At 45.3% G+C, this 19942-nt stretch carries 21 protein-coding genes and 1 pseudogene; 8 read left to right on the top strand and 14 right to left on the bottom strand.

From position 1 onward, the window contains the following. Positions 1-12: 12 nt before the first annotated feature. The 3 genes from N5P32_RS10655 to N5P32_RS10665 form a co-directional block, all read right to left on the bottom strand. Entirely contained in the window at positions 13-783 is a 771-nt protein-coding gene (locus N5P32_RS10655) for a helix-turn-helix transcriptional regulator (protein WP_265729057.1), read from the bottom strand. 34 nt (positions 784-817) lie between these two features. Further along, positions 818-1351 carry a YbhB/YbcL family Raf kinase inhibitor-like protein gene (locus N5P32_RS10660; RefSeq protein WP_265729058.1) on the bottom strand — a complete coding sequence of 178 codons (534 nt, stop codon included), beginning with the start codon at positions 1349-1351 and terminating at the stop codon, positions 818-820. 139 nt (positions 1352-1490) lie between these two features. Then, positions 1491-2843, bottom strand: a complete 1353-nt coding sequence (locus tag N5P32_RS10665) for a sigma-54 interaction domain-containing protein (RefSeq protein ID WP_265729059.1) — start codon at positions 2841-2843, stop codon at positions 1491-1493. A gap of 223 nt (positions 2844-3066) precedes the next feature. Between N5P32_RS10665 and N5P32_RS10670 the strand changes: the two genes are divergently transcribed. From N5P32_RS10670 to N5P32_RS10680, 3 genes are all read left to right on the top strand, one after another. Continuing rightward, positions 3067-3948, top strand: coding sequence for an MBL fold metallo-hydrolase (locus N5P32_RS10670; RefSeq protein ID WP_265729060.1), 882 nt, complete (start codon positions 3067-3069; stop codon positions 3946-3948). A gap of 81 nt (positions 3949-4029) precedes the next feature. Then, entirely contained in the window at positions 4030-5670 is a 1641-nt protein-coding gene (locus N5P32_RS10675; protein WP_265729061.1) for a bifunctional protein tyrosine phosphatase family protein/NAD(P)/FAD-dependent oxidoreductase, read from the top strand. Positions 5671-5683: 13 nt separating this feature from the next. Next, positions 5684-7402, top strand: coding sequence for a SulP family inorganic anion transporter (locus N5P32_RS10680; protein ID WP_265729062.1), 1719 nt, complete (start codon positions 5684-5686; stop codon positions 7400-7402). A gap of 79 nt (positions 7403-7481) precedes the next feature. Here the strand turns inward: N5P32_RS10680 and N5P32_RS10685 are convergent, their stop codons facing one another. From N5P32_RS10685 to N5P32_RS10705, 5 genes are all read right to left on the bottom strand, one after another. Beyond that, the gene (locus N5P32_RS10685) at positions 7482-8663 is read right to left on the bottom strand and encodes an amidohydrolase (RefSeq protein WP_265729063.1); all 1182 of its coding nucleotides are present in this window, start codon (positions 8661-8663) and stop codon (positions 7482-7484) included. A gap of 29 nt (positions 8664-8692) precedes the next feature. Continuing rightward, a complete protein-coding gene (locus tag N5P32_RS10690; RefSeq protein ID WP_265729064.1) occupies positions 8693-8956 on the bottom strand; it encodes a Txe/YoeB family addiction module toxin in 264 nt (87 codons plus the stop codon). After that, on the bottom strand, positions 8953-9195 hold the full coding sequence (locus N5P32_RS10695) for a type II toxin-antitoxin system Phd/YefM family antitoxin (protein ID WP_255826352.1): 243 nt from the start codon (positions 9193-9195) through the stop codon (positions 8953-8955). The genes N5P32_RS10690 and N5P32_RS10695 overlap by 4 nt, the downstream gene beginning before the upstream one ends. Positions 9196-9710: 515 nt before the next feature. Then, on the bottom strand, positions 9711-10541 hold the full coding sequence (gene fghA, locus N5P32_RS10700) for an S-formylglutathione hydrolase (protein WP_265729065.1): 831 nt from the start codon (positions 10539-10541) through the stop codon (positions 9711-9713). 65 nt (positions 10542-10606) lie between these two features. Further along, positions 10607-11722, bottom strand: coding sequence for an S-(hydroxymethyl)glutathione dehydrogenase/class III alcohol dehydrogenase (locus N5P32_RS10705; RefSeq protein WP_265729066.1), 1116 nt, complete (start codon positions 11720-11722; stop codon positions 10607-10609). 168 nt (positions 11723-11890) lie between these two features. Between N5P32_RS10705 and N5P32_RS10710 the strand changes: the two are divergent. Both N5P32_RS10710 and N5P32_RS10715 read left to right on the top strand, forming a co-directional pair. After that, positions 11891-12780, top strand: a pseudogene (locus N5P32_RS10710) (LysR family transcriptional regulator). An 80-nt stretch (positions 12781-12860) separates the two neighbouring features. Next, complete coding sequence (locus N5P32_RS10715) at positions 12861-13124, top strand: DUF3820 family protein (RefSeq protein WP_265729067.1); 264 nt, start codon at positions 12861-12863, stop codon at positions 13122-13124. Here the strand turns inward: N5P32_RS10715 and N5P32_RS10720 are convergent. Continuing rightward, positions 13121-13579 (bottom strand): GNAT family N-acetyltransferase, encoded by a 459-nt coding sequence (locus tag N5P32_RS10720; protein ID WP_265729068.1) that lies wholly within the window; start codon positions 13577-13579, stop codon positions 13121-13123. The genes N5P32_RS10715 and N5P32_RS10720 overlap by 4 nt on opposite strands. 195 nt (positions 13580-13774) lie before the next feature. On the opposite strand from N5P32_RS10720, the gene N5P32_RS10725 reads away from it, so the two are divergent. Together N5P32_RS10725 and N5P32_RS10730 are read left to right on the top strand one after the other, a co-directional pair. Further along, complete coding sequence (locus tag N5P32_RS10725; RefSeq protein WP_265729069.1) at positions 13775-14230, top strand: GNAT family N-acetyltransferase; 456 nt, start codon at positions 13775-13777, stop codon at positions 14228-14230. A 110-nt stretch (positions 14231-14340) separates the two neighbouring features. After that, on the top strand, positions 14341-15033 hold the full coding sequence (locus N5P32_RS10730) for an aspartate/glutamate racemase family protein (RefSeq protein ID WP_265729070.1): 693 nt from the start codon (positions 14341-14343) through the stop codon (positions 15031-15033). A gap of 95 nt (positions 15034-15128) precedes the next feature. On the opposite strand, the gene N5P32_RS10735 is transcribed toward N5P32_RS10730, so the two are convergent. The 5 genes from N5P32_RS10735 to N5P32_RS10755 form a co-directional block, all read right to left on the bottom strand. Continuing rightward, a complete protein-coding gene (locus N5P32_RS10735; protein ID WP_265729071.1) occupies positions 15129-16505 on the bottom strand; it encodes a class II fumarate hydratase in 1377 nt (458 codons plus the stop codon). A 15-nt stretch (positions 16506-16520) separates the two neighbouring features. Then, positions 16521-16877 (bottom strand): hypothetical protein, encoded by a 357-nt coding sequence (locus N5P32_RS10740; protein WP_265729072.1) that lies wholly within the window; start codon positions 16875-16877, stop codon positions 16521-16523. Between the two features lie 241 nt (positions 16878-17118). Continuing rightward, a complete protein-coding gene (locus tag N5P32_RS10745; RefSeq protein WP_265729073.1) occupies positions 17119-17598 on the bottom strand; it encodes an FKBP-type peptidyl-prolyl cis-trans isomerase in 480 nt (159 codons plus the stop codon). A 119-nt stretch (positions 17599-17717) separates the two neighbouring features. Then, complete coding sequence (locus N5P32_RS10750) at positions 17718-18305, bottom strand: DUF1439 domain-containing protein (protein ID WP_265729074.1); 588 nt, start codon at positions 18303-18305, stop codon at positions 17718-17720. After that, positions 18305-19177 carry a mechanosensitive ion channel family protein gene (locus N5P32_RS10755; RefSeq protein WP_265729075.1) on the bottom strand — a complete coding sequence of 291 codons (873 nt, stop codon included), beginning with the start codon at positions 19175-19177 and terminating at the stop codon, positions 18305-18307. Before N5P32_RS10755 ends, N5P32_RS10750 begins: the two co-directional genes overlap by 1 nt. Positions 19178-19304: 127 nt before the next feature. On the opposite strand from N5P32_RS10755, the gene N5P32_RS10760 reads away from it, so the two are divergent. After that, positions 19305-19730, top strand: a complete 426-nt coding sequence (locus tag N5P32_RS10760) for a YebG family protein (RefSeq protein WP_265729076.1) — start codon at positions 19305-19307, stop codon at positions 19728-19730. Positions 19731-19942 lie beyond the last annotated feature (212 nt).

Here is a 19942-nt window from a genome sequence, read left to right on the forward strand (position 1 = left end):
ATATGATTTTAACTAAAGCGTCCTTATATATTGACTTGGCGTTACTCCAAATGACTTGTAAAAGCGCTGACTAAAGCGTTCTTGAGACTGGTAGCCGCAACGCACCGCAATGTCGATTTGTTGATCGTAACCTTGTTGCATCAAGCTGATTGCATGATTCATACGCACTCGGGTTAACAGGGTTCTAAACTGAGTATTTTCTTCTTTCAAACGACGAATCAAGGTAGCTCGACTCATTGAGAAATGGGCCGCAACTTGATCCAATTGATAATCCTGCCATGGCGCTTGTTGCATGAGTTCAGTGACTTTTTGCGCAAAGGGCACAGAATGCCCATCAAAAAGTAGATGCAATTTACCGACTTCGGCCATCTGTTGATAAAAGCCATTAATCCAATACGCTTGAGCCGTCTCACTCAATCCATCGATATCCAATCCCATTAAGAAATCAAGACTCTCCATCAAAGCGCGGCTAGGTTTAAAGCGCGGCGACCACTCACCATCTACTGCCATGCTTAGCTGTATCATGGCTTCTGGAGGTGACAATAAAAAACTCATCTGCACTGACAAAAATCGCGCTTTGGTTGGCTCATTTTCAAACGTCAGTTGTTGCCCTGCTTTTGTTAATAGCAAGGTCGATGCATCAAATTCCAACACATCATCTTGCCAGAATAGACGTTTACGCCCTGAACGAATTTTAAAGAGGCTAGGAGTAAGAATCGCCACATTACGCAATCGCTGTGCTTGTACCCCATACACATGACTGACTTTAAAAGCAGGACGCATTGTTACTCACTCCTAAACCCTAATAAATGATGGATTAACGATGATAAGGTGCGACCAGCACGGCCTTACCGATGGCCATACTGCGCACGGTAAAACCCGCTAACGCGGATGAAACATCGGCATTTAGATCCAGCTTTTCGACAGGCAATGCCCAAACCGTAAACTGGTAACGGTGCATATTATCGCCTTTAGGAGGACAAACACCGCCAAACCCCACACTACCGTAATCAGACTTCAGCTCAGTTGCACCCAGCTTAGTTAAGTCAGCACCTTGAGCCAAAGACGACACAGAAGCTGGAATATTAAACGCAGACCAATGCCACCAACCACTGCCTGACGGCGCATCAGGGTCGTATGCGGTAAGGGCAAAACTCTTTGTGCCTTTTGGTGCATCTGCCCACTGCAGTTGTGGCGACTTATTCTCCCCTGAGCAACCGAAACCATCAAACTCAAACACTTGCGGTATTTTCTTACCCTCTTGAATATCTTGGCTGGTTAATTCAAATGCATTGCTGCTCATGGAGACTAAGCCACTTAACGCTGCCGTCATAAAAATTACTTTATTCATCATTGTCACCTTACTGTTTTAATCTTTAGAGTCGTTATAGTAAGGATTCAAGATCATTCGAACTCGACAAAAAGTATCTTATTAAGACCTTAAATTAATTTTTTTGACACTTTGTGCTCTACCTCATGAAAAAACTAAATCACTCCAGTTTTCGATACAAGGATCGCAAGCTGATCCCTGCAATCTCAGCCACTTGTTCCTTATTGTTGTCGTGTGCGGCCATGAGATCGGACAAGTAACGCTTTTCTGCTGTTTTTAAATCCACCCACGCAACCTTTTCACCTTCCGCGGTTTGCCCATACGTCACCAGCGTGAGCGATAAATCCGTTTGTTGGTGAATGCTCGTATCGATATTTAGGCTCTCCAATATGGTGTCACGCTCAATCACATTGGTGTCAGTTAACAACACAGCTCGGTTCAAGATATTACTGAGTTCTCGAATATTGCCGGGGAAAGGGTAATGTTGTAACGCCTGCAACGCAGAGTGTGTTAAGTGGTATTCTTTTCGCTCACTGATGCGTTTTAACAAGGTGCTAATCAACAAAGGCAAATCCGCTTGACGATCGCGCAACGGAGGAACAAAAATCGGGAATACATTAATTCGATAATACAAATCCTGGCGAAACTCGCCTGCTTTCACCATTTGCGCGAGGTTTTTGTGAGTGGCGCAAATCAACCGAAAGTTGGTGTGTTTGATCGTCGAAGACCCCACAGGGCGAAACGCACCCGTTTCAATTAGGCGTAACAACTTTACCTGCATCGACAACGGCACATCACCAATTTCATCTAAAAATAGCGTACCGCCATTGGCCAATTCCACCAGCCCAGTTCGGTTACTGTGAGCCCCCGTGAACGACCCTTTGAGATGACCAAACAGCTCGCTTTCAAACAGTGAATCCGTCAGGCCAGCACACTCCAGTGTGACCAACGAATTTTTAGCGCGATCACTGCCTTGGTGAACGGCCTGAGCTACCAACTCTTTACCGCTACCAGATTCGCCTAACAACAAGACCGAAGCATCGCTGTGGCTCACGCGAGTGATCTTTTCCAACATCTGATTAAAGGCCTTACTCGCCCCCACCAATTTGGCGCTACCTTCTTCCACACTGGCCACCGAAACCGGCCGCAGCAGCTCAACAAAAAACAACAATTCGCCCTGTTCATTATGAATCGGCAACATTTCCACATCGACGTGTTCTTTTCCTCGCGGCGTCTGGTGAATGTGTAAAACACGTTCTTTCCGCCCTGACTGCAAAGTGGCAGACAAGGGGCAATCCTCTCCCGCTTCATCACAAGGTACCGTGTAGCCGTGCGATATTTCAAAGCAACGAGCAGGCTTATCCAGCGCGATGTCACCAAATTGATCTCGATAATGCTGGTTAAACGCCACAATACGGTAATCCGTAGACACCAAAATAGCAGGGCAATCATAACCCTCTAACATACTAGCAAAGCCGCGAGTAGCCACTGTGTCGGATGCAATGATCTTCATAATTCCATGCCATTAATGTCAAAAATTTACGCCAAATATGACAAAAGAAATTACATTAGTCAAATCTAATTAATAAAGAAAAAAACACAAAAATTTATTTAACCTTAAATTTCAATAAGTTAAATAAAAATATTGTGTTTGGCACGCTTTCTGCCTTTGTACCAAGTATCCATCCAACAAATGGGCATTCCATTTGTGAAGAAAACCGACATTGAGGTGACACATGACAACCCATTTAACGGCAAAACCTGACGTAGCTGTATTTTTTGATAAAGACTCCAGTACCTTTTCTTATGTGGTGAAGGACCCAGCGTCGTCAAGCTGTGCGATCGTAGACAGCGTTTTGGATTTTGACTATGCCTCTGGTGGCACCTTTCACAAAAGCGCCGACGACATCATCGACTACGTGATCGCGCATAAACTGAAAGTAGAATGGCTAATAGAAACACACGTCCACGCCGACCATCTTTCTGCTGCCCCTTACATTCAGAAAAAATTGGGCGGAAAAATTGGCATTGGCGCACAAATCACGACGGTTCAAGAAACCTTTGCCAACGTATTTAATGAAGGTACTGACTTCCTACACGATGGTTCTCAGTTCGATTACCTCTTCCAAGATGGTGAACAATTCCATATTGGCGACATGCCATGCACCGCGCTTCACACCCCCGGCCACACACCAGCTTGTTTTACACATGTTCTGGGCGACGCTGTTTTCGTTGGTGACACATTATTTATGCCTGACGCCGGAACGGCACGCGCGGACTTCCCTGGTGGAGACGCCGGCATCCTGTTCGACTCGGTTCAAAAAATCTTAGCGTTGCCAGAAGATCATCGTATCTTCATGTGCCACGACTACTGCCCGAACGGCCGAGAATTAGAGTACCAAACCACCGTCAAAGCCCAGCGCGAGCAAAATATTCACGTCAAACAAGGCATCAGCAAATCAACCTTCGTTGACCTAAGAGAAGCTCGCGACAGAACCTTGTCCATGCCTCGCCTGATTTTGCCATCGTTACAAATCAACATGAGAGCAGGACACATGCCAGAACCAGAAGACAATGGTTTATCTTATCTAAAGATTCCGTTGAATGCATTTAAGTAGATCGTAACGACAAGAGCAACTAACTATAAATATCCTAATGACCATTAGGCTAAATAATAATTATATAAAGTGAGAACAGCCATGTTACGCAAACAAATCACAGACAACTATTCCGTCTCTGAGCAGATCAGCTTAGACGATGTAGACGCTTTAGCAGAATCTGGCGTCACACTTATCATTTGTAATCGACCAGATGGTGAAGAGGAAGGACAATTACCTTTTGCCGATGTTGCCGCTTATGCAAAAGAAAAAAACATTAAGGCTGAGCACATTCCGTTTGCTGGCGGGCAAATGACAACAGCCGATGTTATAGCATTTCAAGCTGCCATTAAAGATGCAGATAATATTCACGCCTATTGCCGAACCGGTAATCGCTCTAGCCAAATTTGGCAAGCAGCTCAGGAAGCTTCACCTGCTGATCCCTCCACTCAAGACAATAAAGCCTCTTCCGCAACAGCCGATAAAGCACAGCCTAAAGAAGACAACAAAACAACCACTCAATACGATGTTGTGGTAGTCGGTGCAGGCTCAGCCGGTATTTCTACCGCCGCCAGTTTATTAAAACGCAAACCTGGCTTGAAAATTTGTTTGATTGATCCTGCTGAAAGTCATTTTTATCAGCCCGGTTGGACGCTGGTAGGCGGCGGTGTGTTTAAAGCAGCCAATACGCGCCGCAACATGGCTGATGTTATTCCAGCACACACAAAATGGCTAAAAGAAGCGGTAAAAACGTTCTTGCCAAATGAAAACAAAGTTGTGCTCGAAAACGGCCAAAAAATAGCTTATCAATACCTAGTCGTGGCGGCTGGTATCAAGCTTAATTGGGACGCCATTGAAGGCTTATCAGAGACATTAGGCCGCAACGGCGTGACATCAAATTATCGTTACGACTTAGCACCTTATACATGGGATTTAGTTAAAAACTTAAACGGCGGCAAAGCCGTATTCACCCAACCGCCCATGCCAATCAAATGCGCAGGCGCGCCACAAAAAGCCATGTATTTGTCATGCGATCATTGGTTGAAGAATGACAAACTGAAAGATATCAATGTCTCATTTTACAACGCAGGTGCCGTACTATTTGGCGTTGCTGACTATGTTCCTGCTTTGGAAAGTTATATTCAAAAATACCAAGTAAATACTCACTTCACTCACAACCTAGTCAAAGTGGACGGTCCAAACAAACGCGCCTATTTTGCCACCACAGACAAAGACGGTGAGAAAAGCATCGTAGAGACCGAGTTCGATATGTTACATGTTTGCCCACCACAAACAGCTCCAGACTTCATTCGCAATAGCCCATTAGTGGATGCGGCTGGCTGGGTCGATGTGGATAAAGAAACCTTGCAACATACCCAGTTCAAAAACATCTGGTCATTAGGTGATGTAAGCAACACGCCAAACGCAAAAACCATGGCAGCGGCTCGTAAACAAGCACCGGTCGTGGCACAAAACATTGCTGATGCTATCGACGGAAATACGATAAGAGCCATCTACGACGGTTACGGCTCCTGCCCGCTTACCGTTGAACGCGGCAAGATTGTCTTGGCGGAATTTGGTTACGGCGGAAAGCTGCTGCCGACCTTCCCGACATGGCTGAACGATGGCACCAAACCCACCTATCTCGCTTGGGTGCTGAAAGAAGACTTGCTGCCTCCTTTCTACTGGCACGGGATGCTGAAAGGCTATGAATGGTTTGTTAAACCAACAATGCGTAAGTAACGAGAGCTTCAAGATGACCATTGAACGTTTCATTCCCGCCCTGTCTTGGCTAAAGACCTATAACCGTGGGCAATTTAGCCAAGACGCCACCGCGGCGTTTATCGTCACCATGTTGCTGATTCCTCAGTCACTGGCGTATGCCATGCTGGCTGGGGTGCCACCAGAAGTGGGTTTATATTCCAGTATATTACCTTTGGTTTTGTACGCTTTCTTTGGCACCAGCACATCTTTGTCAGTTGGCCCAGTTGCCGTGGCGTCACTCATGACGGCGACGTCACTGGCGGTGATTACCGAGCAAGGTACAGCCAGCTATCTCACTGGTGCTATTACGCTCGCTTTGTTATCTGGCACCATGCTAGTGATCATGGGCGTAATGAAACTAGGCATGGTAACAAACCTGCTTTCTCACTCGGTGATTTCTGGGTTTATTTCTGCTTCCGGTATTATTATTGCGCTGAGCCAGCTGAAACACATTTTGGGCATTCAAGCCCATGGCGATAATGTTGTCACACAATTGCTTTCTATGCTGGAAAACATCGGTCAATTTAAACCCATGACCTTTGTGATTGGCGTTTCTGTCATCGCATTTTTGCTGTTAGCTCGTCGTCACGCGAAACGTTTTTTGATCATTCTAAAAGTTCCTGAAGCATCAGCGGCGTCGTTGGCCAAAACAGCCCCCATTCTCGGTGTGTTATCCAGCCTTGCGGTGGTGTATTTATATGATCTACCGTCCCATGGCGTGGCGATTACTGGACACATTCCCGCAGGATTGCCGACCTTAATGTTCACCTTGCCTTCCTTGGACTTGATTAAAGAGCTGGCACTGCCTGCACTGATGATTTCCATTATTGGCTATGTAGAGTCCATTTCCGTTGGCAAAACGTTGGGCGCTAAACGACGTGAAAAAGTCAAACCGAATCAAGAGCTGATTGGTTTAGGGGCCGCCAACATTGCTTCAGGCGTTTCAGGCGGCTTTCCTGTCACCGGTGGGTTTTCTCGCTCTGTGGTGAACTTTGATGCCGGTGCGGTCACTCAGCTTGCCAGCATCATGACGGCTCTCGGTATTATGATCGCGTCTTTGCTGTTAACGCCTATGTTGTACTTTTTGCCCAAAGCCACACTGGCGGCGACCATCATTGTAGCGGTCACAACCCTGATAGATTTTTCTATCTTGAAAAAAACCTGGCTGTTTTCTCGCAGTGATTTCTATGCCGTGCTCGCAACCATAGTAATTACCTTGTTGCTTGGTGTGGAAGTGGGTGTCGCTTCTGGGGTCGTTTTATCGATTGCCTTGCATTTGTATCGTACATCGAAACCACACGTGGCCGAAGTTGGCTTGATCAAGGGCTCAGAGCACTTTCGTAATGTGAAACGCTATGAGGTAGAAACTTCCCCTCAATTGCTTTGTTTACGACCAGACGAGAGCCTGTTCTTTGCCAATGCAACGTTTTTGGAAGATCACATCATCGACACCATTAGCCAGCGCAAAGACATTAACCATGTGGTGATTCAATGCAGCGCCGTGAATGAAATTGATTTCAGCGCCTTAGAAATGCTTGAAGCCCTTAACCTGCAATTAAAAAGCTTGAACATAAAACTCTCGCTTTCGGAGGTAAAAGGCCCCGTAATGGATCACCTAGAATGTAGCGGATTCCTGCAGCACCTCAATGGCAAAGTGTATTTATCGCAATTCCAAGCGTTTAAAGATATTACACAATCCTCAGCCAGCTAATAACTAATACCAAATACCTAAGCAAGCAGAGACAAAAAATCCAATGGCGTTGCGGCCATTGGATTTTTCTTGGTGTATGTTAACCACGCCCTATCAATACACAATTATGCCCCTCTTGACCATTTAACTGACGAATAATATCCAGAAACAAATCTCGACCAACAGGAATCAAACCATCGGGGAAGTCGTAATCAGGGTTATGTAATTGTGGGCTCGTGTGTCCTGCACCCAAGGCAAACATAGCGCCTTCTTTTGCCGTGGCGGTGAACTGACCAAAATCCTCTGACCAACGCATTGGTTCATCTAATAACGCAAAAGGCGTTTGAGTATTATCACAAGCACTGACCACCAAATCACAACCTTGTTGAGAGTTAACGCTGGCCTGAAACACATCGTCGTACTCAAACGAAATACTCACGTTCTCACGCGTTGCGATCGCTTGAGAAAAACGCTCTGCGTGCGCCACCAATGTTTGCATCCCTTCATTGGTTTCACTACGCAACGTCACCATCACCACCGCATCGCCAGGCGAGGTACCAAAGGCCACTTCACCCAGTTTTGCATGAATCACGGTCACCCAATTGCGTCCCAATGATGTAGCTTGCGCGACATTGGCAGGCAAACCATTTAATTCTTGAATAATATGGCACATGGCATTGGCAGGACTGATGCCGTTTTCGGGGTGGGCAGCATGGGAAGTTTTGCCTTTTAGATGGATAATCATGCCTCGGGACGCACAATTGAAGGTACCCGCTCGCACCGCCACCTTACCGAGCTCTAAACTGGGGTAATTGTGCAAGGCGAAAGCATAATCGGGCGCGATGTCAGAAAAACGCGGGTCTTGTACCATTTGAATCGCTCCCATACCGGTTTCTTCTGCCGGCTGAAAGCACAGCACCACGCGCCCTTTTTGCGGACGATGCGTCGCCAATTCTGCACCCAGCGCCGTCACAATACTCATGTGCCCATCGTGTCCGCATTTATGGGAAACCCCCATCACTTTCGATCGATGCTCAAAGTCATTAGTCTCTTCGATGGGCAAGGCGTCTAACTCGCTGCGAATTAAGGTGGTTGGGCCACTTTGCGCACCGTTAAACACAAACGCCAGGCCCGTTCCGCCAAGCCCCGTGATCACCTCATCCGCAGAGAAAGCCTGAAACTCTTCGAGAATTCGAGCCGCCGTCGCTTGCTCTTGATTTGACAGCTCTGGGTTCTGGTGAAGGATTTTACGAAACGCGATTAGCTCATCAAAAGATTGCATAATTGGGCCTATTCTGACTAATAAGGGTACTACTCGTAATGACTCCAAAGCCGAAGTATTTTTATCATTTTCTCAGCGTCTAACACTTGATAAACAAGTCTGTGTTGAATGTTAATTCTGCGTGAATAAGCACCAGAAAGGTCACCGATTAACTTCTCAAACGGAGGTGGTTTTTGAAAGGGGTCCTGCGCGACCAAACTGAGTAACTCTTGAGCTTTTGGTTTCAGCCCACTAGACGCTAATTTTTTTGCATCCTTCTGAGCTTGCTTGGTATAAATCAACTTCCATGTCACCAATCTAACTCCTCATCACATTCACTCGCGGGAGTATCCATTCCCTCGCGAATAGATTCACGCATATTAGGCACTGATAGTAAAAACAGGGTTTCCTGAATCGCTGACCAGTCTTCTTCCGATACCAAAACCGCATTATTACGCTTACCAGTAATAACGATAGGCTGATGAGAATCTGCTGTTTCGTCAATCAATCGATACAAATTACTACGTGCTTCTGTTGCCGTCATTCCAGCCATCACACACCTCAAAATAGTTCAAATAACAATCAGATTTTACGCTTTATAATACGTACGTCAAGACGGACGCTTTTCATTTTTCATCAGCCTCTCAATCGAAATATAGACTCAGTCAGCAAGAGTGGATTTTTTTACACATTGCTATAGAAAAACCTTAGACTCAAAAACATTAAACAAAAAAATAAAGCTGCACTGGAAATTAAAATCAGCAAGTTATCCACAGAAAAACATAAACTCTCTTTATAAGTTTATAAAGAGAGTTTTTTGTTAAAAAAGCCAAGGGAGTTAAGAGAAGCTAGACATATTAACTGGTCTTTTCAAAAGAAACGCCGCTTGGTTTGAGTATCCTCTGAACCTGCTCTATCTGCAGTTGTTGGCCTAAAGGCCAACCTACAAAACGGCGGATCACGCTTCGCTCATGCCGCCCTACGTGTTGTTTTAAATAGGTTTTCAAGCAATAAAAAAGCGAGCCACGGCTCGCTTTTGTCGATTCCAATGAAGAGAAAAACTAAGTGTTAACTCAAGGCTCTAGAATGATGTTCTAGGTGATCATCAATAAAGCTGGCGATGAAATAGTAGCTGTGGTCGTAGCCTGGTTGACGGCGTAGCGTGATCGGGTGTCCGGCTTTTTCACAGGCGACTTCTAGGGCTTCTGGTTTAAGTTGTTCTACCAAGAAGTTGTCGGCTTCACCTTGATCAATAAACAAGGGTAAGCGTTCACTCGCGCTCTCGATTAGCAAAGTAGCGTCCCACTCGTTCCAAGTGGCTTTGTCTTCACCCAAGTATCCCGTGAAGGCTTTTTCGCCCCAAGGACAGTTAGTTGGATTAACGATCGGGGCAAATGCTGAGACAGATTGATACTTGCCTGGGTTCTTTAACGCACAAATCAGAGCACCATGCCCACCCATAGAGTGACCAGAGATAGAACGCTTATCAGTCACTGGGAAATTCGCTTCCACCAAATGCGGCAGCTCTTGAACCACGTAATCATACATGCGGTATGTATTTGAATACGGTTCCACTGTCGCGTTGACATAGAACCCCGCCGCCGAACCAAAGTCGTAGCTTTCGTGCTCATTCGGATAATCCGTACCGCGTGGGCTGGTATCTGGACAAACAATGGCCAAACCTAATTCTGCCGCTTTACGAAAGGCACCGGCTTTTTGCGTAAAGTTCTCATCATTACAAGTCAAACCTGACAGCCAATACAAGACAGGCACTTTTTGCGTTTCCGCTTGTGGTGGCAGGTAAATAGCAAAGGTCATGTCACTTTTTACCGATAAGCTTTCATGCTTGTAGCGCTTCAACCAACCGCCGAAGCTTTTGGTACTGGATAGCAATTCCATAGATGTCTCCTAATCTACGTGAGATAAGCTCACATTGCGGGCTTATCTCAACGGCGTCATTACGATTACTTATCGAAAAGAATGACAGTACGGATACTCTCGCCTTTGTGCATCAAATCAAATGCTTCGTTGATGCGTTCAAGCGGCATAGTGTGTGTCACGAATGGGTCGATTTCGATCTTGCCGTTCATGTAGTCTTCTACGTAACCTGGCAACTGGCTGCGGCCTTTTACGCCACCAAAAGCCGAACCTTTCCAGACTCGGCCAGTGACCAATTGGAATGGACGTGTGGAGATTTCTTGTCCCGCACCAGCAACTCCGATGATGATGGATTCGCCCCACCCTTTGTGACAGCACTCAAGCGCAGAGCGCATAACTTGTACGTTACCGATACACTCAAACGAGTAATCCACACCGCCATCCGTCATCTCAACGATAACGTCTTGGATAGGCTTATCGAAGTGTTTCGGATTAACGCAATCGGTCGCGCCGAACTGCTTCGCCATTTCAAACTTAGATTCATTGATATCGATGGCGATGATCTTCGACGCGCCAGCCATGCGAGCGCCTTGGATAACCGACAAACCAATACCGCCCAAGCCAAAAACAGCCACCGTTGCGCCTTCTTCAACTTTCGCTGTGTTCAGAACGGCGCCAATGCCTGTGGTGATACCACAACCTAGCAAACAGACTTTTTCTAGCGGCGCATCTACATGAATTTTTGCCAACGAAATTTCAGGAACCACACTGTACTCAGAGAAAGTAGAGGTGCCCATGTAATGGAAAATAGGCTCGCCGTTGATGCTGAAACGGCTAGTACCATCTGGCATTAAGCCTTTACCTTGGGTCACACGAACCGCTTGGCAAAGGTTGGTTTTACCAGATTTACAGAACTTACACTCGCCACATTCTGCTGTGTAAAGTGGAATAACGTGATCTCCTACTTTGAGTGTCGTAACGCCTTCACCAACGGCTTCAACCACACCCGCGCCTTCGTGACCTAGGATAGCAGGGAAAATACCTTCTGGATCTTCGCCCGACAAAGTGAACGCATCTGTGTGACAAACGCCCGTCGCCACCATGCGAACCAGTACTTCGCCTTTTTGTGGGTCTTGAACGTCCACTTCTTCGATTTTAAGTGGTTGGCCTGGGCCCCAAGCAACTGCTGCTTTACATTTCATTGCGTTCTCCAAAGTGTGTGTTATTCAGTTTCAATGCAAACAGTGTAGACGCAATTGATTACTAGGATAATGCCCAATTTAGAAAATGATTATTGCCATACAGCAACAATCCTCTTTCACTTTATGGAAAATACGGTAATCTGAGCGTTTGGACATAAGGGGGATACAATGAAAAACTGGGAAGCCATGGAAGCGTTTGTCGAAGTCGTCCGACAAGGCCGCTTTTCTGCCGCCGCTGTTAAACTCAACGTCTCTGCCTCTCACATCAGTCGTTTAATTACTCAGCTGGAAGCAGAACTGGGCACCACCTTGCTGTTCCGCACCACAAGACGCATTCGCTTAAGTGAGGCAGGCGAGCTGTATTACCAGCATTGCCGTGGTTTGCCAGAGGCGCTAAGCAGTGCTGAAGAAGTGATTTCATCGCTAAATCAAGCCCCCATTGGCCCCTTTAAAATGACCTGTGCCACCACGTTTGGTGAACGCTACATTGCGCCTTTGATGAACGATTTTTTGTTGGGTCACCCAAAGATCGAACTGGACTTTCATCTCACTAACCGTGCAGTCGACTTGATCGAAGAAGGCTACGATCTTGCCATTCGCATGGGCGCCATGAAGGATTCCAGCCATTTGTCACGCCGCCTGTGCGATCGAGTGGAATACCTTTGTGCGTCTCGGGAATACATCGACCAACACGGCATGCCGCATACGTTGGCGGAACTCAACAAACACAGCTGCTTAATCGGCTCAAAAATCATTGGCTGTTTCAACAAGACGGACAACGCAAAGAAATGAAAGTAAGCAGCAACTGGCGCAGCAATTCTGGCCCTGCTTTACTGGATGCCGTGCGAAAAGGTTTGGGGATCGCTCAGTTGCCAGATTATTACGTGGCCGACGACCTAGCCAGCGGAAAACTCATCCCTTTACTGACTCATTACCAATATCCATACAGTGGCGTTTGGCTGGTGTACCCAAAAGTTCGTCAGCCTTCACCTAAGTTACAAAATATATGCGATTACTTGATCCAACGTTTTAAGCAAGATCCGCCTTTTGCCAAATGATACTCGTATGTTTAAATACCCAACGCGCACGTATTTTACGCAGTGCATTTCTAACCATAACGCACCATTAAGCGAAGCCCATGTTTTCACAAGAAGATCTCGTACAAGTTGCCCGTCAGACAATGCCATTTGGAAAATACCAAGGCCGTGTTTTGATCGATTTACCCGAAGCCTATTTATTGTGGTTTGCCCACGAAGGCTGGCCGAATGGCAATTTGGGACAGTGGTTACAGCTGGCGTTGGAAATCAAAATCAACGGTTTGGAAAAGTTGGTCGATCCTCTGCGTAAACCTGCCGAGAAAAAACCAAACGAGCCAAAAGTTCGCATCCGCTTTGATGACTAAGCAGTGGTTTTAGATCGAGGGAAGACATAATACAACACGCCGTGATCTTCTTTGTCAAAAACAAACCCTGCGCGTTCGGAGGCCTTAATAGACGCAATGTTGCCAACTTTGATTTCCGCCAATAAGGGGTCTTTGAAGTAGCCAATGATGGTCGATAGCATCTTCTGTGCAATGCCTTTTCCGCGCGAATCAGGCGCCACAGTCCACGACAATTCCCAAGCATCCGCCACGCGATCTGCTCGGCACGTTCCGACCGCTTCACCGTTCATTTCGGCCACCCACAAACGACGCATCTCAGGATGACGCAAAGAATTCTCGAGCCACACAAGGTGTTCCTCAAGAGTAATTTGATCCATATGATGAGAAGCCATACGTGTTTCTAGATCATTACGCCATGACAACAGTTTTTCTGCATCAGCCATTGTTGCCGGCCGTAAACACACTTTATCTGCCATAAGAAACCTTCCATTAGTTCAAATGTATAAGACAGTTTAATAGGAGTATATACCTTTATTTCCTAACGACAGCTAGTGCTATTTTTTACCACATTTTATATGGCATTTATCCTACCAAAAGGTACAAAAGTTGCTTATTTTTTTGAGTCACAAAAAACGATATTTTCCCTTTAAACAAACAGGACACACCACCTAATGGACATTAGAGTTGATGATTTATCTGGTTCAGAAATCAAACAATTGCTTACCGAACACCTTGAAGACATGTTTGCTGTATCGCCGCCAGAATGCGTATTTGCATTGGATTTAGACGGCTTAAAAAAGCCCAACATTACCTTCTGGACAGTGTGGCAAGACAGTCAATTGCTCGGTTGCGGGGCACTGAAAACGTTAGACGATACACACGGTGAAATTAAGTCCATGCGCACCACCAGCGCCGCGCGCAACAAGGGAGTTGCCTCTACACTACTGCGCCATATTCTCGATGCAGCAAAACAAAAAGGGCTCAATAAAATTAGCCTAGAAACTGGGTCACAAGACTTCTTTGCGCCCGCTAGAAAACTCTACGCTAAACACGAATTCCGTGAATGTGACCCCTTTTCAGATTACAAGCTAGATCCTCACAGTGTTTTCATGACCAGAACACTCTGAAAAATTAGCCATCACAGTTTCGCTGTTTATTCGTTCAAACTGTGCATTACGGGCGATTTATAAGCCCGTTAGACTGCAAGGATACGTGGCAGACCAAAAAGAGAGCGAACATGAAAACGATCGGCATCATTGGCGGAATGAGTTGGGAATCCTCCGCCTTGTACTACAAAACCATCAATGAGTTAACCAAGCAGCGCCTTGGGGGATTACATTCCGCCAAGGTCATTTTAAACAGCGTGGATTTTGCTCACATTGAACGTCTGCAGCACCAAGGTGACTGGGAGCAATTGGGCGATATGTTGGCCAATGAAGCCACTCGTCTGGAACGCGCCGGAGCCGATTTTCTGCTGATCGCGACCAATACCATGCACAAGGTGGCAGATGCTGTTCAAAGTGCGGTGCAAATCCCTTTATTGCATATTGCCGATGCGACAGCCAAAGAATTGGTTCAACAAAAGCATCAAAAAGTTGGCTTTATTGGCACACGTTATTCTATGGAAGACGATTTTTATATCCGACGTTTAGAAGAGCAATACGGGTTGGATGTCATTACGCCATCGAAACAAGACAGGGACAACATTCATAAAATTATTTACGACGAATTGTGTCTCGGAAAGATCCTTCCTGAATCGAGGGAAATTTACATTGATATAGTCAATCGGCTTAATGCCGCAGGCGCAGAAGCCGTCATTGAAGGGTGCACAGAAATCACCCTATTATTAAAGCAAGAGCACGTTGCCGTCCCCTTGTTTGATACGACCTACATTCACGCGCAGGCCGCCGTGGACACAGCATTGGAATAAGTGATTAATCACAAAAAAAGCCAGCGCGAACGCTGGCTCGTTTTTCATTATTTGGAAAGGGAGGAACCAAATAAAGAAGCCTGATTCTTTAAACACTAAATCCCACCATGGGTTAATTTTGCAGGATCCAGCAAGGCGAGCAATTCTTCTCGACCAAGATCGGTCTCTTCCTCCGCCACATCCACAACCGGGCGACTTTCTTTATAAGCCCTTTTCGCAATGTCAGCGGCTTTTGCATACCCAATAATTGGATTTAATGCGGTAACTAAGATCGGGTTACGATGCAGCGCTTCATTCAATTTATCCTCATTAACGGTTAAAGTCGCGATGGCATTATCCGCCAATAGCTGCCCACTGTTGGCCAGTAACTTGATGCTGTTTAACAGGTTTTTAGCGATCATTGGCAACATAACATTCAATTCAAAATTACCCGATTGACCGCCAATTGTGATCGCCGCGTCGTTACCAATCACTTGCGCTGCCACCATCGCTGTTGCTTCTGGAATCACAGGGTTCACTTTGCCCGGCATAATAGAAGAACCTGGCTGTAAAGCGTGTAGACTAATTTCGCCTAATCCCGCCAATGGCCCCGAGTTCATCCAGCGCAGGTCATTGGCGATTTTCATATAGGTTACGGCAACCGCTTTTAACTGGCCAGATAACGCAACGGCGGTATCTTGAGAACCAATTAAAGCAAAAAAATTCTGCCCCTTAGTAAACGTCACTTTGGTTAAATCAGACAGTTCTTTAGCAAACAACACGGCAAATTCAGGATGAGCATTGATCCCCGTACCCACCGCCGTCCCACCTTGGGCAAGCTGAGTCGTTTTGCTTTCTAGATACGTTAAATTGTCGATGTTATCTTGCAGTTGCGCCGCCCAAGCGTGAAAAGTTTGATCCAATCGAACCGGCATGGCGTCCATTAAATGCGTTCGACCTGTTTTCGTGTACCCCGCGAGCGCTGTGCCTTTCTCAACAATAGTGTCCTTTAAATGCTCTAAAGCAGGCAGCAGATGACCTGTTAACTCTAACGTCGCGCTGATATGAATAGCGCTCGGGATAACATCATTACTGCTTTGCCCGTAATTCACATGATCATTCGGATTAACCACTGAACCATAGTAACGACTCGACAAAGTTGCAATCACCTCATTGGCGTTCATGTTCGAGCTGGTGCCCGATCCCGTTTGAAACACATCCACAGGGAAATGCTGCATTAGATCGTCGGCGTTGAGCAGCTCATCACAGGCATTTTGAATGGCCTTGGACATATCGGGCGTAATGCATTCGAGTGTTTGGTTAGCACGAGCGGCCGCCGCTTTGATTAAAATTAGAGAGCGAATAAAGGCTTCAGGAAGTGGCTCGCCACTGATTGAAAAGTTGTTAATGGCACGTTGCGTTTGGGCGCCATAGAGTGCATTTTCTGGGACGTCTAACTCGCCCATACTGTCTTTTTCAATACGCATTTTCATCGGTTGGTAATGCCCCTATTGTTCAAAGGAAGAAATAAAGTAATGACTCAGAATCCGTAAACTGTGTTCCATTTTGAAATAGTTTTTCGCATCTTGATAAGTAACGATCAAGTGCTTTAAATGCGACAATGGTTGATACACCTTGTCTAAACAGGTCTGACGCCAATGAGGTGCAACGCGGGTGTCGCATACCGTATCCAGCAAAACATTGAACACACGCTGATGCAGCAAAGTCGCATCGGTGATGCTCAAACGCTCGGCATATTCTTCCGTCAGATTCAAATAATGATAGAGCACTTCGGGAGAGTCCGCACATTGCCCTCCTTGAATGGTTTGTTCGAGCACTGAAAATGGCACTAGATAATGACTCATTGTTTCGCCCCTTGAATTCACATCAAAAAATATAAATGATAACTATTATCAATAATGTGCATGAAGGCAGGATCTGTCAAGGTGTTGATAACGATTCTTATTAATTTTTGATAATACGTCTGTTTGCTTGATTTCAATCAGCAAAATAAATGCCCAAAAACGCAAAAGCCCCTGCTACCTAATTGGGTAACAGGGGCTTCTCAGAGGAATACTTTTATTTTGTATTCAATGCGTCTGGCTATTAGTGATGATGACCACCCACGCCGTGCGCATGACCATGTGCGATTTCGTCATTCGTCGCCTCACGCGCATCTACGATTTGAATATTGAATGTTAGGTCTTTACCAGACAATGGGTGATTCAAGTCGACAGTGGCATGTTTCAAACCAACCTTAACAACCGTTACCTGACGCATGCCTTTGTCTGTTTGTACCATGGCAACCATACCGGCTTTCCAGCGCTTCGCACCTTGTAGATGTTTTACTGGCACTTGTTGCTGACGATCTTCATGACGCTCGCCATACGCATCAGCGCATGCCACCGTCACTTCAAATTCGTCACCAACGGCTTTGCCTTCCATTGCTTTTTCAAGCCCTGGAATAACGTTGCCGTGACCATGCAAATACGCCGCTGGATCTTTACCCGCAGACGTTTCAATTAGCTCTTCGCCATGACGCAATGTGTAGTGAAATTGAACGACTTGGTTGTCTGCAATCGACATGATGTTTCCTTAGTATCTGGTTATGTAATATTCGGGCATTATAGTGATTATAACGCCACTTACCTAGACTCTTATTTGTTACTTTCTCAAAACGACACTGCCACAAAACAGCGCATTATTTAAAAAATGGACAGTTCTAACGAGTCTTCTTTAATTATGATGTCTTTCACCATAGAGGCCGCTGTTTTTTCGAACGGTGAATGATTCAGCACATAAACTGGGTGTTCATCAAAGTACTGAACCAAAGCTTTTTCAAAATCATCATGCAAGGAGCCCAATGTGGAGCGCAGCATTTTATCGTTAAAACTGGAGCCCTCTACCTCAATTTTGGTTATTTTTGGCGCCACCAAATACAAACGGTCTTCTTCAATACGCACCCCCGACTCAAAAGACGGATTGACCTTAGTCGTCAAGGAAAAGGTCTGCCCAAATGCCGACAGCGTTCCCGTCATATTGCTGGTCAAATCAACCAGCACCAAACCGCCATCGCGTTCTGTGAAATCAATGTGGGCGGCGGTCACCGTCAAATCGAGGTTTAACGTATTGCTGTCTAACGTTAATTCAATGTGGTTTTGTTGTGGCTGAGCAAGTTGCTTTGTGACTTCTTCATTGACCTCGTTTTCAGGAATGCGAAAGCTGTTACAACCCGAGGTAATCAGCGTGGTGGACACCAACATTAACAACATAAAGGTACGCATCAGTGTCATTATTTATTCTCCACCGTCTGTTGGTTTGCAAGTCGATTGGCATACCAAAAAGCCATAAAATCTTCCGTCACTTTTTGCTCTATCTCGACCGCCTCATCTGTTGGACAAAAAAGAGAAATGCTAAACACGTTGTAACCTTCTACCGTAGTGGTAATGCGAACACGTGGTTCCGGTCCTGAAATTTTAATGTCCAATCGTTTTTCAATCAGGCTGTTATAACGAATAGCCACATCATGAAAATGTTCACTGTACTCACGAATTTTGTCCAATATTTGTTCTTTAATGGTGAACAAATTCACCTCGTCTGTCGCACGCGAAATAGAAAACGTATGCGTGACATAACGACGCATATAGTTCAAATTTTGAACCGTTTGCAGCAGCAACACACTGTTTGGCACCACTGTCGTTCGTCCTGTGTAAGCGTAGCTGCCGCCCTTCAAATCCACTTCAAACAACGTGGTCGATAGCCAATCACTGTCGGTAACTTCGCCTTCATAATTGGCGATCCGAATCCAGTCTCCAACCTGATAGGGTCGCGTACTCGCTCGATAAAATGCGCCAATGATACAGGCAATAAATTCCTTAGTAGCAATCACCAAAGCCACCATAAAAGCAGCAATAGATATGGCAATGTTTTGCAATTCCGACGACCAAATCAACACCAAACCAACCACAAGAAAAAGGTTGAAAATGTTATCCACCGTGTTGATCCGCTGACGTTTTTTATCGTGTTCAATATTCTGATGAAGGCGAATCGCACGTTTCGTATAACGTCGCACAATATAGGACAATAAAATCCAAGCAAGCGTCAAAACGATCTCAACGTGATCCATTAAAATTGAAAGGTCTAATTGGGAAAAATCAACGGGCATAAAAAGTGTTTCCTTTGTCAAGGGCGTAACTTTAACAACCATTGTTCAGATCAACAAATAAAAGCACTAGACAAAGAGGAAAATTATACTGTACATTTATACAGCATTATTTTTCAAGAGGTGGATCATGCCTGTAATTATCAAATATGTTGTAGAACGCGATGGAATCGAAAAAATGACGTTTACTTCAAAAGCCGAAGCCGATACATACGACAAACTTTTAGACACGGCGGAAGCCTTATATGACTTATTGGATCAAAGTCATTTAACGAAAGATCATGGACAAAAAGAAGCACTTTCTATGTACCTTGCTGAAAACAAAGAATCGTTGCTGGACATTTTAAGCAATAAAAAGAAAACAGCTCAAAAAGCGAAAAAGCCAAGCCCAAAAGCCACCAGCACACAACTAAACTTGACAGAAGCGACCGCTAAAAAAACGCTGGAAGACTTGGTTATTGAAACAGACGAAGACATTGTATACAGCGAAGAAGACAGCGCGGCTGTATTTGATATGGATGATACCAATGACTTCCAAGAAAGTGATGCCGCATAAAGCGGCATTTTTTCTTAAATAAAAGAAAAATCATGCAATATTTCTCAATATATCGAATATTTATTGCACAAAAAAACCTAACCATGATGCAGACCTAGAAAAGTCTAAAATTCCAATCAAAATCAGATTGATTTAAATCACTATTGTGCAAAGTAATCCCTCCATTTAGCGATTCACATTTCGTAACATTTAGTAAATAATTAGTAAGTAAA

Origin of the sequence: Marinomonas pontica (genome assembly GCF_026191375.1) — a bacterium.
GTDB lineage: Bacteria > Pseudomonadota > Gammaproteobacteria > Pseudomonadales > Marinomonadaceae > Marinomonas > Marinomonas pontica.